A 13,266-nucleotide genomic window follows, 5' to 3' on the forward strand; every position below is an offset into this window, starting at 1 on the left:
CCGGTCGCGCGCCCAGCCGGTGTCGGTCCCGCTCACCTATCATCGGGGACGTGACGATCACCAACGGCCACTCGGTCCCGCTCGCTCCGCCGCGGAGCCCCGCGCCGCGTGGACGCCTGCGGGACGACCCGGTCGCCGGCGCCAAGAAGGTCCTGCTCGCGGCCCCCCGCGGCTACTGCGCCGGCGTCGACCGCGCGGTGATCGCCGTCGAGAAGGCCCTCGAGCAGTACGGCGAACCCGTGTACGTCCGCAAGCAGATCGTCCACAACGTGCACGTCGTGTCGACGCTCGAACAGCGCGGCGCGGTCTTCGTCGACGACGTGGACGAGGTCCCGCGCGGGTCGCACGTCGTCTTCAGCGCGCACGGTGTCTCACCGGCGGTCGTCGCCGGTGCTGCCGCCCGGGACCTGCACGCCATCGACGCCACCTGCCCCCTGGTCACGAAGGTCCACCGCGAGGCGACCCGCTTCGCCAAGGCCGAGCGCACCATCATCCTGATCGGGCACACGGGCCACGAAGAGGTCGAGGGCACCATGGGCCACGCGCCCGAGCAGACGATCCTGGTCAACGGCCCGGCCGACGTCGCCGCGCTGACCGTGGACGACCCCGACAACCTCGTCTGGCTGTCCCAGACCACGCTCAGCGTCGACGAGACGATGGAGACCGTCCGGCTCCTGCGCGAGAAGTTCCCGACCATCGAGAACCCGCCTTCGGACGACATCTGCTACGCCACCCAGAACCGCCAGGTCGCGATCAAGAAGGTCGCGCCGCAGGCCGACCTCGTCATCGTGGTCGGGTCCGCGAACTCCTCGAACAGCGTCCGTCTCGTCGACGTGGCGCTCGAGTACGGGGCAACGGCCGCCCACCGCGTGGACTACGCCGAGGAGATCCAGCAGGAGTGGCTCGACGGCGTGGCGACGGTCGGCGTCACCAGCGGCGCCTCGGTGCCCGAGGAACTCGTGCACGAGGTCCTCGAGCAGCTGGCCGACGCCGGGTACGGCAGCATGGAAGAGGTCGTGACGGCGCACGAGGACCTGATGTTCTCGCTCCCCAAGGAACTCCGGACCGACGCGGCGGGCAACGCCACGCGCGGGCTCGGCGGGCGGCGCCGATGAGCGCGCGCGGAGACTGGTCGGCGGCGCCCGACCGTGACCCTGGCGTGCCGCCACAGGACACCGGCGCCAGCGCCCACACCGACGCTGGTGCTGCGCGCGTCGCCGGCTCCCGTCCCGAGGGCCGTCCTGCTCCGCAGTACGGCGAGTACGCCCCGGAGGGCTGGGTGAACCCCGTCCTGGTCGAGCAGGAACGTCTCGAACAGCAGCGCTCGCAAGGCGACCGTCCCGCGTCGCAGCAGCAACGGCCCACGCCGAAGACCACGGCCACCAGACAGCCCGAGTCGGACTCCGGACGTGCTCCGACCCCGGCTGGCACGCCCGTCGCTGCGCGCTTCGGTGCGTCGCCCGCGGACTTCCTGCTCACCGTGATGCTGCTGGCCTTCGGGCTGGTCTCGGTGCTGCAGTCGTTGGCGTTCCGGTCGGTCGCCGCGAACCTGGCCCGGCAGCTCGAGGTCCGGTACACCGCGCTGTCGGACCCCGGCGCGCTCGTGGGCGCGGCGCTCGTCAGTGCGATCGGCGGCCTGGTGCTGTTCGTGCTCGTCGCGTGGTGGTCGCTCGTGCGCCTGCGCAACCGGAAGCGCACGGTCTGGGTCCCGCTGCTCGGTGGACTCGTCGCGTCGGTGGTCACGCTGTCGGCGTTCCTCACGGTGATGCTGCACGACGACCGCTTCGTCGCGTGGGCCATGCAGAACGCGGGCGGCTGACACCGGTCTCGGTGCCGCCGTCGCCGACCACGCTCCGGATGCGCTGCGTCGCCGCGTCCAGGTGCTCGGCCAGCGGGGTGTCAGAGTCGTCGGCGAGCCATTGACCGAGTGCCGCCTCGAACAGCTCGACGGTCACGCCAGCGAGGACGACCGCGGTGAGCGGGTCCTCGCCGCGCAGTACGAACCCGGCCCGGACGGCTTCCCGGAGGTCGGCCTGCTTGCGGAGGTCCCGCTCGCGGAGCGCCGGCTCGGCGTCGATGACCCTTCGAGCGGCGCGGATCGCGGAGCGGCGCGGCTCGAACCGCTGCTGCGCGAGGGTGCGGAGGCCGACGAGCACGACGTCGAGCGGTGGGACGTCCAGCGGGGCCTCGGCGAGCATCCGCGTGGCGATGGCCGGGATCTCGTCATCGCCGAAGAAGACCTCGCGCTTGTCGCTGAAGTACCGGAAGAAGGTCCGTTTGGTCAGCCCTGCGCGCTCGACGATGTCCGGCACCGTGGTCGCCGTGAAGCCGCGCTCCTCGAACAGCTCCATCGCGGCCGCTCGCAGTCGTTCCCGGGTGCCCGGCGCCCATCTGGCCATGCCGCCAGCATAGGTGATGACACCAGGTGTCATGACGGGCTATTGTGATGACACCAGGTGCCATCGAGGTCACACCGCTCATCTGCCGGAAGGCAACCATGCCCCAGAACTCCGCCGCTGTGCTCCGAGCGCTGCGCACCCCGTTCGTCGTCGAACCCGCCCACGTCCCGACGCCTGCGAGTGACGAGGTCGTTGTGCGAGTGCGGGCGGTGGCCGTCAACCCGGTCGACTGGGTCATCCAGGGCACCGGGTCCGTGACCTACCGCTGGCTGCAGACACCGGCGGTGCTCGGCTCCGACGTCGCCGGCGAGGTCGTCGCCATCGGGTCGGCCGTCACCCGGTTCCGGGTGGGCCAGCGCGTGTTCGGACTCGCCACCGGGACGGACCGCGGTCGGGACCCGCAGCACGAGGGCGCGTTCCAGGACCACACCGCGCTGCTCGAGCGACTGACCGCACCGACGCCGGACGACCTCACTGACGAGCAGGCGGTCGTGCTGCCGCTCGGGGCCTCGACGGCCGCGTGCGCGCTCTTCCAGGAGCGCCACCTCGGGCTCCGCATGCCTGGACACGCGACGGTCGACGGCGCGGGCGGCACCGCTGACGGCGACCGCGGCGTCGTCGTGGTCTGGGGCGGATCGACGAGCGTCGGCATGAACGCCGTCCAGCTGGCCTCAGCCGCCGGCTATGACGTCGTCACCACGGCGTCGCCTCGGAACGCCGAGCTCGTCCGGTCGCTCGGAGCCGAGGTGGTGGTGGATCACCACGACCCGCACGCGGTCGACGCCCTCGTCGCGGCCATCGCCGGCCGCCGAGTCCTCGGCGCGGTGGCGCTCGGGACGACCTCGGCCGCCGCCTGCATCCAGGTGCTCCGTCGGACGGGCGGCACCGTGCTGGCGCTGGCGAGCACCCCGGTGTCCCTCGACCGACTTGCAGGACGTCGACGGCTGTTCCCGGCGATGCTCCCCGTGTTCAGCCGGATCGGCCTCACGATGGCCGGACTGATGCTCAGCGCCCGCCGCGCCGGCATCCGGACCGCCTTCATCTGGGGCAGCAGCCTGCGCGACGACGCGGTCGGCCCGATGCTGTGGGGCGAGGTCCTGCCGCGCGGTCTCGCGGACGGCACCCTGCGCGCGGTACCTGAGCCGCTCGTCGTGGGCACCGGCCTCGCCGCCGTCCAGGGTGCGCTCGACCGGCAGCGCGCCGGAGTCTCCGCGCAGAAGATCGTCGTGACGCTCTGACCGACCGACCTCGTCAGCCGGCGAGGAACGCGGCCACGGCGCCGTGCAACGCGGCGAGGTCCTCGACGTGGACCAGTTCGCGCACGGAGTGCATCGACAGCAGTCCGACGCCGATGTCCACCGTCGGGATGCCGAGCCGCGTCGCAGCGATCGGCCCGATGGTCGACCCACCCGGGATCGTGTTGACGTTCACGAACGGCTGGTACGTCACGCCGGCGGCGTCGCAGGCAGCGGCGAAGACGGCCTCACCCTTCGCCTCGGTCATGTAGCGCTGGTTCGCGCTGATCTTGAGCAGCGGACCACCACCCGGGCGCGGGCGGTTGGTCGGGTCGTGCTTCTCGGAGTAGTTCGGGTGGACCAGGTGCCCGGCGTCGCTCGACAGCAACCACGAGGCGCGGAACGCCCGAGCGGACTCGGAGCGGGTGGCGCCGAGGCCCTCCTGCACGCGGCCGAGGACGTCCTCGAGGAACGGGCCGCCCGCACCGGACGGCGTCGCCGAACCGACTTCCTCGTGGTCGAACGCGGCGAAGACGGGGATGCGGTCGCCGTCTGCGGGAGCGTCGACGATGCCACGGAGCCCGGCGTGCACGCTCGTCAGGTTGTCCATCCGGCCCGACGCCAGGAACGAGGCGTCGATGCCGACCCGGGCGGGCGCCTGCGTGTCAGCGAGGAAGAGGTCCCACGAGACAGCCGTCTCGCCGACCCGGCCGCGGAGCCACGCGAGGACGTCGACCCCGCCGGCGGACGTGCCGTCGGTCCCGACCACGGGGAGCGTGTGCCGCTGCCGGTCGATCTCGGCCCCGGCGTTCACCCCGCGGTCGAGGTGGATCGCCAGGTTCGGGATGCGCGCCACCGCGTCGGTGTCGAGGAGCGTGACGGTGCCGTCCGTGTGCACGACCCGTCCGGCGATGCGGAGGTCGCGGTCGAACCACGTCGACAGGATCGGCCCGCCGTAGACCTCGACGTTGAGCTGTTCCCAGCCGCCGACCCGGACGACGGGGTTCGGCTTGAGGCGGAACCCGGGGGAGTCGGTGTGGGCGCCGAGGATCCGGAACGGCGTCGTCGCGGTGGCCCCGGCCGGGAGTCGCCAGGCGATGACGGCTCCGTCACGCACGACGACGTAGGCGCCGGGGTCGGTCGGCCAGGCATCGTGCTCGTCGAGCTCGGTGAACCCGGCGCTGACGAGCCGGTCACGGGTCACCGCCGCGGCATGGAAGGCCGTCGGCGACTCGGTGACGAAGTGGGCGAACTCGGAGGCGATGGCGTCGACGGTCACCCGACCATCGTGGCACGGCCTTGAGGTGACGAGACGCAGCACGGGACGCGTCCATCGGACGCGCCCCGTGCCTCCTGGCAATGTGCCCTGTGGTCAGCTCTGGCTGTGCCCGGCCGACCCGAGGACCTTCGCGGCCTCGCCCACGCGGGCGGCCATGGCGGTCTCGGCGACCTTGCCCCAGGCGCGGGGGTCGTACTGCTTCTTGTTGCCGACCTCGCCGTCGAGCTTCAGGACGCCCTCGTAGTTGCTGAACATCGACCCGGCGATCGAGCGCGTGAACGCGTACTGCGTGTCCGTGTCGATGTTCATCTTGATGACGCCGTTGCGGACGGCCTCGTGGATCTCGTCGTCGGTCGAGCCGGAGCCGCCGTGGAAGACGAGGTCGAGCGGGTTCTCGCCGGTGCCGTGCTTCGCGGCGACCGCTGCCTGGATCTCGCCGAGGAGCTCCGGACGCAGCTTCACGTTGCCCGGCTTGTAGACGCCGTGCACGTTGCCGAAGGTGAGGGCAGCGATCCAGCGACCCTTGTCCCCGAGGCCGAGCGCGTCGACGACTCGCTCGACGTCACCCGAGGTCGTGTACAGGGCGTCGTTGGTGCCCTCGTGCTCGACGCCGTCCTCTTCGCCGCCGACGACGCCGATCTCGACCTCGAGGATGGCGTTGATGTTGCGGGTCTTCTCGATCATCGTGCGCGCGATCTCGATGTTCTCGTCGAGCGGCACGGCCGAGCCGTCCCACATGTGCGACTGGAAGATCGGGTTGCGGCCGTGGCGGACCTCTTCCTCGCTCGCCGCGATGAGCGGGAGGACGAAGCCGTCGAGGGCGTCCTTCGGGCAGTGGTCCGTGTGGAGCGCGACGGTGATGGGGTAGTTCTTGGCGACCTCGTGCGCGAACGCCGCCATGGCGAGGGCCCCGGCGGCACGGTTCTTCACGGTCTGGCCGGCGAAGTAGTCGGCACCGCCGGTCGTGACCTGGATGATGCCGTCCGACCCGGCCTCGGTCAGGCCCTGGAGGACCGCGTTGATGGTCTGCGACGAGGACACGTTGACCGCGGGGTAGGCGAACTTGCCGGCCTTCGCGCGGTCGATCATCTCGGCGTACTGTTCCGGCGTTGCGATGGGCACGTGATCTCCTTCGACTTCGGTGATGTCCGGACCGATCGTAGTCAGCCGGTCTGGAGGCGCGGTGCGGTTCCGGCGGATCGGTGGATGACCGTCTGTGGTCCCGCGCGCTGCACATCCGTCCGCCCGGCGGCTCGCCTGGGCGGCGCTCGGTAGGCTGCAGTACGTGACTCCCACGACTGAGACCGGATCCCTCTTCCTGCAGCCCGACCGCAACCTGGCCCTCGAACTCGTCCGCGCGACCGAGGCCGCCGCGATCCGCGCGCAACCGTGGGTCGGTCGGGGGGAGAAGAACCTCGCGGACGGTGCCGCCGTCGACGCGATGCGCAAGTTCCTCGGCACCGTCAACTTCGACGGCGTGGTCGTCATCGGCGAGGGCGAGAAGGACAACGCCCCGATGCTCTACAACGGCGAGCACGTCGGCAACGGCCACGGCCCGGCCTGCGACATCGCGGTCGACCCGATCGACGGTACCTCGCTGACCGCCGCCGGCCGCCAGAACGCCATCTCCGTGATGGCCGTGTCCGACCGCGGCTCGATGTACGACCCGTCGGCCGTGTTCTACATGGACAAGATCGCCGCCGGACCCGAGGGGCGTGGGGTCCTCGACCTCGAGAAGCCGATCGGCGACAACATCCGCGCGCTGGCGAAGGCCAAGGGCAAGGACCTCGAGGACATGGTCGTCGCCGTGCTCGACCGCCCGCGCCACGACGAGCTCATCCGGGCCATCCGTGCCACGGGCGCCGGCACCCGCCTGCTGCTCGACGGTGACGTCGCCGGTGGCATCGCGGCGGCACTGCCCGGCTCGAACATCGACATGTGCGTCGGTGTCGGTGGCACGCCCGAGGGCATCATCACCGCGTGCGCGATCAAGGCGCTCGGCGGGGTCCTGCTCGGGAAGCTCCAGCCGAAGGACGACGAGGAGCGCGAGCGCGCCATCGCCGCCGGCCACGACCTCGACAAGGTCCTCGACCAGGACGACCTGGTCACGGGGGACAACACGTTCTTCGTCGCGACGGGCGTCACGGACGGCGTGCTCGTCGACGGTGTCCGCCGCTCGCGTGGCGTCATCCACACCGACTCGCTCGTGCTCCGGTCGCGCTCGAACACGATCCGCCGCATCCAGGCGGACCACCGCGCCGAGAAGTGGTTCTGATCCGCAGGGTCTGACCGCGGCGCTGACCGACGCCGCACAACCGAAGCCCGCTCGAACCACGGACGTCCGTGGTGCGAGCGGGTTTCTGTTGTGCGAAACCAGCCCGCACCGCGCACCGCGCGGAGCGCCCGCACCCGCACCGCGCGGAGCGCCCCGCGCCCCGCGCTACTCCTCGTCGAGGGCGCCGACGAGCTCGGGCGCGGTGAGCAGCCGCGGCTCGTCCTCGACCACCGTGGGCTCGGAGATGACCTTCGACTCGTCGAGCATCGACAGCCGTCGGGCACTCGGCAGCACCTGGCGTTCGAGCGACCCCACGAAGCGGTTGTAGTCGACGACCGAGCCGCGGATCGAGCGCCCGAGCTTGTCGACGTGCGTGGCCATCGTCGTGAGCCGCCCGTGGAGTTCACGGGCGACGCGGAAGAGCTCGCGGGCCTCGGTCGTGACGACGTCCTGCTGCCACGAGAACGCCACGGTCTTGAGCACCGACCACAGCGTCACCGGGGACGCGAGGGCGACCCGCTTGCGGAACGCGTGGTCGAGCAGCCCGGGGTCGGCGGCCAGGGCACTGGCGATCAGGGACTCGGACGGGATGAACGCCACCGTGAGCTCAGGGGAGGCGTCGTAGCCCGACCAGTACTCCCGCGCGGCGAGGGCGTCGACGTGCGCCCGGAGCGCCTTGACGTGCTGCGTCATGAGCGTCGCGCGCCGGGCGCCCTCGGCTCCGGTGGCACTGGCGGGGATCTCCATCGCCTGCAGGTAGGCGGTGAAGGGCACCTTGGCGTCGACGGCGATGCTCTTGCCGCCGGGCAGGTGCACGACCATGTCGGGGCGTGCGGCGCCGACGGACGTCGTCACCGAGGACTGCACGTCGAAGTCGACCCGCTCGAGGAGCCCGGCGGCCTCGACCACGTTGCGCAGCTGGGTCTCGCCCCAGACGCCCCGCGTGCTGTTCGACGTGAGCGCGCTCGCGAGGGTCTCGGCGGTGGCGCGGAGCCGTTCCTCGGACTCGGCGGCGGACCGCAGCTGTGTGGAGATGGCGCCGTACTGCTCGCTGCGGGCACGCTCGAGCTCGGCGATCTTGGCGCGCATGACGTCGAGGGTCTCGGCGACGGGGCTGAGCGCCGTGAGCACCTTGGACTCGTCCTGCGACCGGGCGGTCTCGGCACCGTGCATGCGCTCGACGAGGTGCTCCAGCTCGGCTGACCGCCGTTCGAGCGAGTCGACCTGTCGGCGGTACTGGGTGTCCTGCGCGTCGAGGCGTTCCTCGGCGTCCTGCCGGACCTCGGAGAGACGCGCGCGGAGGGCGTCGGCGGTCGCGACGGCCGTGGCGGCGGACGCGCCGGCGCGGGCGCGGGCGAGCGACCAAGCGACGGCGGCGCCGGCGAGGGCGCCGATCAGCAGGCCGACGAGCAGGGCGGAGATGTCCATGCCCAGACCTTCCCAGGTCCCACCGACAGCAGCGGGGCGGCCGTGGGCGAGCCTCCAGACCGGCCTGGAGGCGGCCCCGCGACGGCCGGTTCGGATCCGGCCAGCCATGTCATGACATTAAGCCAAGCATCATGTACAGTCGTGATCGTCCGCCGATGAAGCCGCACGGAAGGTCCCCTCGCGTCGCATGACGAACGAAGCTCCACACGCCTACGACGTGATCACCATGGGTCGCGTCAGCGTGGACATCTACCCGCAGCAGACCGGTCCGCTCGAGGACGTCGAGACCTTCTCGAAGTCCGTCGGCGGCAGCGCCACGAACGTGGCCATCGCCGCGGCCCGCCACGGCGCGGACGCCGCCGTCATCACCCGCACCGGCGACGACCCCTTCGGTCGGTACATCGCCCGGACGCTGCCGGAGTTCGGCGTCGCGAACGCCTTCGTCGAGACGGTCGACGGCCTGAACACCCCGGTCGCCTTCTGCGAGCTGTTCCCGCCGGACGACTTCCCGCTGTACTTCTACCGGGCACCCAAGGCGCCCGACCTCATGATCACGGCGAAGTCCCTGCCGCTCCACGAGATCGAACGCGCGCGGGTCTTCTGGACCACGGTGACCGGCCTGAGCGAGGAGCCCAGCCGCCAGGCGCACCACGTGGCGTACGCGGCACGGAGCGCCTCGGACCACCCCACGACGGTGCACACCGTGCTGGACCTCGACTACCGGGCGGTGTTCTGGTCCTCGCCGGCCGCCGCCACACGCGAGGTCGCGGTCGCCCTCGAGCACGCCACCGTCGCCGTCGGCAACCGCGAGGAGTGCGAGGTCGCCGTGGGCGAGACGGACCCGGTCCGCGCCGCTGACGCGCTGCTGGAACGCGGGGTCGAGGTCGCGATCGTGAAGCAGGGGCCCAAGGGCGTCCTCGCGAAGACGCGCGACGAGGTCGTCGAGCTCCGCCCGCACCACATCGACGTCGTGAACGGGCTCGGCTCGGGCGACGGCTTCGGGGGAGCGCTGACCCACGGGCTGCTGCAGGGCTGGGGACTCGAGCGCGTGCTCGCCTTCGCCAACGCGGCCGGCGCGATCGTCGCGACGCGGTTCGAGTGCTCGACGGCCATGCCGACGAGCGACGAGATCGAGACGTTCCTGCAGGACAACCCGACAGAGGAGGCCGTCCGTGCCTGAGATCAGCCCCGCTGCCTTCGACCGCCTGCGCGACGTCCGCGCCGGTGCACCAGAGGTCGTCGCGAGCACCCTGGCGGCCCGCACCCGCCGGCCGCTGCTCGGCGACGACGGCAAGCTCTTCATCGTCGCCGCCGACCACCCCGCCCGCGGCGCGTTGGCCGTCCGCGACGACGAGTCCGCGATGGCCGACCGGTACGACCTGCTCGAGCGGCTCGTGGTCGCGCTCGGCCGCCCCGGCGTCGACGGGGTCCTCGGCACGCCGGACATCCTCGAGGACCTGGCGCTGCTCGGCGCCCTCGACGGCAAGGTCGTCGTCGGGTCGATGAACCGCGGAGGCCTGCGCGGCGCGACCTTCGAGATGGACGACCGGTACACGGCGTACTCGGCGTCGGCCATCAAGCGGTCCGAGTTCGACTTCGCCAAGCTGCTCGTCCGCGTCGCCCTGCAGGACGCGGGCACTGCCCCGACGCTCGAGGCCACGGCGAAGGCCGTCACCGAGGCCGCTGCCGAGCAGCTCCCGATCATGCTCGAGCCGTTCATGTCCTCGTGGCAGGACGGCCGGGTCGTGAACGACCTGACGGCCGATGCCGTGATCACCTCGATGGCCATCGCCGCGGGGCTCGGGGAGTCGAGCGCCTACAGCTGGCTCAAGATCCCCGTGGTGGACGACATGGAGCGCGTGATGGCGGCGACCACGCTGCCGACGCTCCTGCTCGGTGGCGACCCGTCGTCGCGTCCGCTGGAGACCTACGCCGCGTGGGCCGACGCCCTCGCCCTGCCGGGCGTGCGCGGCCTGGTCGTCGGTCGCACCCTGCTCTACCCGCCGGACGGCGACGTCGCCGCCGCGGTCGACGTGGCCGCTGGACTTGTCCACACCCGGCCGGACGGACACGCGTCCGGCGGATCCGTCCACAGCCAGTCCGGTGGATCCGTCCACAGCCAGGAGGCTCGGGGCACGTCCTCCACAGATCCGCACGACCCAGCCGCGCGGCTCGCCGGCACCAGCACCATGGACTCGTCCATCCCGGAAGGAAGCACCGCATGACGCTCACCGACACTGCTCTCACGACGATCGGCCACTGGATCGACGGGGCCCGCGTGGCCTCGACGTCCGGTCGTACCGCGCCCGTCTACGACCCGGCACTCGGGGTCGCGACGAAGCAGGTCGCGCTCGCCGACGACGCCGAGGTCCAGGCCGCGATCGCCAGCGCCAAGGCCGCGTTCCCCGCGTGGGGCGACCTGTCGCTCGCCAAGCGCCAGCAGGTCCTCTTCGCCTTCCGCGAGATCCTGAACCGCGACAAGGCCGAGCTCGCCGAGATCATCACGAGCGAGCACGGCAAGGTCCTCGACGACGCCCTCGGCGAGATCGCCCGCGGGCAAGAGGTCGTCGAGCTCGCGACGAGCATCCCGCAGCTGCTCAAGGGCGAGTTCAGCGACCAGGTCTCCACCGGGATCGACGTCTACTCGATCCGACAGCCGCTCGGTGTCGTCGGCATCATCAGCCCCTTCAACTTCCCCGCCATGGTGCCGCTCTGGTTCCTGCCGATCGCGATCGCCGCTGGCAACACCGTCGTGCTGAAGCCGAGCGAGAAGGACCCGAGCGCCGCGCTCTGGCTCGCCGAGAAGTTCACCGAGGCCGGGCTGCCCGACGGCGTCTTCAACGTGCTGAACGGCGACAAAGTGAGCGTGGACGGCCTGCTGACCAGCCCCGACGTGCAGTCGATCTCCTTCGTCGGCTCCACGCCGATCGCGCAGTACGTCTACGAGACCGGCACGAAGCACGGCAAGCGTGTGCAGGCCCTCGGCGGCGCGAAGAACCACATGCTCGTGCTGCCCGACGCCGACCTCGACCTCGTCGCGGACAACGCCATCAACGCGGGCTTCGGGTCGGCCGGGGAGCGCTGCATGGCGATCTCCGTGGTGGTCGCGGTCGAGCCCGTCGCCGACGAGCTCATCGCGAAGATCTCCGAGCGCGCGGCCACCCTGCGCGTCGGTGACGGGCGTCGCGGGTGCGACATGGGCCCGCTCGTCACCCAGCAGCACCGGGACAAGGTCGCCTCGTACATCGAGGTCGCTGAGCAGGACGGTGCGGTGGTCGTGGTGGACGGCCGCACCGTCCGTCCCGACGGTGACGAGAACGGCTTCTGGCTCGGCCCGACGCTGATCGACCGCGTCCCCACCACCAGCCGCGTCTACACCGAGGAGATCTTCGGGCCGGTGCTCTCGGTCGTCCGGGTCGCCACCTACGAAGAGGGTCTCGAGCTCATCAACTCCGGCGCGTTCGGCAACGGCACCGCGATCTTCACGAACGACGGCGGCGCTGCCCGGCGGTTCCAGCGCGACGTGCAGGTCGGCATGATCGGCATCAACGTGCCGATCCCCGTGCCGGTGGCGTACTACTCGTTCGGCGGCTGGAAGAACTCGCTGTTCGGTGACCACAAGGCGTACGGCGCCGACGGCGTGAGCTTCTTCACGCGCCAGAAGGCCATCACGAGCCGGTGGCTGGACCCGTCGCACGGCGGCATCAACCTCGGCTTCCCGTCGAACAGCTGACGGCCCCGCACATGACGAACGACACCTGGTTCATCCCGGCCGGCTCGCGACCTGAAGACGGCTGGACGGACGTCGTCGACGGCCGCATCGACGGCTGGGCGCACACGGGCCTGCGGACCGGTGCGCTGTCCGACGGCGACGAGCTGCACCTGCCGTCCGACGCCGTCGAGCGCATCGTGGTGCCCCTCGCCGGCAGCTTCACCGTGACGTACGGCGACACGACGCAGCGTCTCGAGGGCCGCTCGAGCGTCTTCGACGGGCCGACCGACGTCCTGTACCTCGGGTCGGGGATCGCCGCGACGATCACCGGACGCGGCCGGTTCGCGGTCGCCGAGGCCCCGACGGACGAGCACAAGCCGTCGACCTACGTGCCCCGGCAGGACGTCCCCGTGGAGCTCCGCGGTGCCGGCCAGTCGAGCCGACAGGTGCACAACTTCGGCACCCCGGCAGCGCTCGACGCCGTGAAGTTCATCGTGTGCGAGGTCATCACGCCCGCGGGCAACTGGTCGTCGTACCCGCCGCACAAGCACGACACGCACCGTCCGGGGCAGGAGTCCGACCTCGAGGAGATCTACTACTACGAGTCCGCCGTGGCCCGCGGTGTCGACGCCCCCGAGTCGGCCGACCCGTTCGCGCTGCACCGCACGTACGCCTCGGACGACCGCCCGATCGACGAGTTCCGCCAGGTCCGCACCGGCGACGTCGCCCTGGTGCCGTACGGGTGGCACGGTCCGGCCGTCGCGGCGCCCGGCTACGACATGTACTACCTCAACGTGATGGCCGGGCCCGACCCGGAGCGCGTCTGGAACATCACCGACGACCCCGCCCACGGGTGGGTCCGCCAGGTGTGGGAGTCGGAGACGATCGACCCCCGACTGCCCTACACGCACGAGAAGGAGCCCGCGTGACCACCCCCA

The 13,266-nt window shown here is 71.5% G+C and carries 11 protein-coding genes and 1 pseudogene; 8 read left to right on the forward strand and 4 right to left on the reverse strand.

Going from position 1 to position 13,266, the window contains the following annotated elements:
- The first annotated feature begins 50 nt into the window (after positions 1–50).
- On the forward strand, positions 51–1,115 hold the full coding sequence (locus ITJ54_RS14875) for a 4-hydroxy-3-methylbut-2-enyl diphosphate reductase (protein ID WP_416354913.1): 1,065 nt from the start codon (positions 51–53) through the stop codon (positions 1,113–1,115).
- A complete protein-coding gene (locus ITJ54_RS14880) occupies positions 1,112–1,819 on the forward strand; it encodes a DUF6264 family protein (RefSeq protein ID WP_194629584.1) in 708 nt (235 codons plus the stop codon). The genes ITJ54_RS14875 and ITJ54_RS14880 overlap by 4 nt, the downstream gene beginning before the upstream one ends.
- On the opposite strand, the gene ITJ54_RS14885 is transcribed toward ITJ54_RS14880, so the two are convergent.
- The gene (locus ITJ54_RS14885) at positions 1,758–2,399 is read right to left on the reverse strand and encodes a TetR family transcriptional regulator (RefSeq protein ID WP_194629585.1); all 642 of its coding nucleotides are present in this window, start codon (positions 2,397–2,399) and stop codon (positions 1,758–1,760) included. The genes ITJ54_RS14880 and ITJ54_RS14885 overlap by 62 nt on opposite strands.
- 98 nt (positions 2,400–2,497) lie before the next feature.
- Here ITJ54_RS14885 and ITJ54_RS14890 point away from each other — a divergent pair, with 98 nt between their 5' ends.
- Entirely contained in the window at positions 2,498–3,637 is a 1,140-nt protein-coding gene (locus tag ITJ54_RS14890; RefSeq protein ID WP_194629586.1) for a zinc-binding alcohol dehydrogenase family protein, read from the forward strand.
- 13 nt (positions 3,638–3,650) lie between these two features.
- Here ITJ54_RS14890 and ITJ54_RS14895 read toward each other — a convergent pair whose 3' ends face one another.
- Together ITJ54_RS14895 and fbaA are read right to left on the reverse strand one after the other, a co-directional pair.
- Positions 3,651–4,913 (reverse strand): M18 family aminopeptidase, encoded by a 1,263-nt coding sequence (locus ITJ54_RS14895; protein ID WP_194629588.1) that lies wholly within the window; start codon positions 4,911–4,913, stop codon positions 3,651–3,653.
- A gap of 93 nt (positions 4,914–5,006) precedes the next feature.
- Complete coding sequence (fbaA, locus tag ITJ54_RS14900) at positions 5,007–6,035, reverse strand: class II fructose-bisphosphate aldolase (protein WP_194629590.1); 1,029 nt, start codon at positions 6,033–6,035, stop codon at positions 5,007–5,009.
- Positions 6,036–6,198: 163 nt separating this feature from the next.
- On the opposite strand from fbaA, the gene glpX reads away from it, so the two are divergent.
- The gene (glpX, locus tag ITJ54_RS14905; RefSeq protein WP_071272137.1) at positions 6,199–7,188 is read left to right on the forward strand and encodes a class II fructose-bisphosphatase; all 990 of its coding nucleotides are present in this window, start codon (positions 6,199–6,201) and stop codon (positions 7,186–7,188) included.
- 165 nt (positions 7,189–7,353) lie between these two features.
- Here glpX and rmuC read toward each other — a convergent pair whose 3' ends face one another.
- Positions 7,354–8,616, reverse strand: a complete 1,263-nt coding sequence (gene rmuC, locus ITJ54_RS14910; protein WP_194629592.1) for a DNA recombination protein RmuC — start codon at positions 8,614–8,616, stop codon at positions 7,354–7,356.
- A 187-nt stretch (positions 8,617–8,803) separates the two neighbouring features.
- Between rmuC and iolC the strand changes: the two genes are divergently transcribed.
- From iolC to iolB, 4 genes and pseudogenes are all read left to right on the forward strand, one after another.
- Positions 8,804–9,796 (forward strand): 5-dehydro-2-deoxygluconokinase, encoded by a 993-nt coding sequence (iolC, locus tag ITJ54_RS14915; RefSeq protein ID WP_194629593.1) that lies wholly within the window; start codon positions 8,804–8,806, stop codon positions 9,794–9,796.
- Positions 9,789–10,670, forward strand: a pseudogene (locus tag ITJ54_RS14920) (class I fructose-bisphosphate aldolase); the annotation flags it as partial. The gene iolC and the pseudogene ITJ54_RS14920, both read left to right, overlap by 8 nt.
- A gap of 167 nt (positions 10,671–10,837) precedes the next feature.
- The gene (locus ITJ54_RS14925) at positions 10,838–12,349 is read left to right on the forward strand and encodes a CoA-acylating methylmalonate-semialdehyde dehydrogenase (protein WP_194629595.1); all 1,512 of its coding nucleotides are present in this window, start codon (positions 10,838–10,840) and stop codon (positions 12,347–12,349) included.
- Between the two features lie 11 nt (positions 12,350–12,360).
- Positions 12,361–13,257 carry a 5-deoxy-glucuronate isomerase gene (gene iolB / locus ITJ54_RS14930; protein WP_194629596.1) on the forward strand — a complete coding sequence of 299 codons (897 nt, stop codon included), beginning with the start codon at positions 12,361–12,363 and terminating at the stop codon, positions 13,255–13,257.
- The last annotated feature ends 9 nt before the right edge of the window (positions 13,258–13,266 follow it).

It is taken from the genome of Curtobacterium sp. VKM Ac-2865 (genome assembly GCF_015350905.1).
In the GTDB taxonomy this organism is placed as follows: domain Bacteria; phylum Actinomycetota; class Actinomycetes; order Actinomycetales; family Microbacteriaceae; genus Curtobacterium.

Bases quoted from the DNA above. Each gene is read 5' to 3' on its own strand.
- ITJ54_RS14880 (WP_194629584.1), top strand. From the start codon at position 1,112: ATGAGCGCGCGCGGAGACTGGTCGGCGGCGCCCGACCGTGACCCTGGC.
- ITJ54_RS14890 (WP_194629586.1), top strand. From the start codon at position 2,498: ATGCCCCAGAACTCCGCCGCTGTGCTCCGAGCGCTGCGCACCCCGTTC.
- ITJ54_RS14885 (WP_194629585.1), bottom strand. From the start codon at position 2,399: ATGGCCAGATGGGCGCCGGGCACCCGGGAACGACTGCGAGCGGCCGCG.
- iolC (WP_194629593.1), top strand. From the start codon at position 8,804: ATGACGAACGAAGCTCCACACGCCTACGACGTGATCACCATGGGTCGC.
- rmuC (WP_194629592.1), bottom strand. From the start codon at position 8,616: ATGGACATCTCCGCCCTGCTCGTCGGCCTGCTGATCGGCGCCCTCGCC.
- ITJ54_RS14925 (WP_194629595.1), top strand. From the start codon at position 10,838: ATGACGCTCACCGACACTGCTCTCACGACGATCGGCCACTGGATCGAC.
- iolB (WP_194629596.1), top strand. From the start codon at position 12,361: ATGACGAACGACACCTGGTTCATCCCGGCCGGCTCGCGACCTGAAGAC.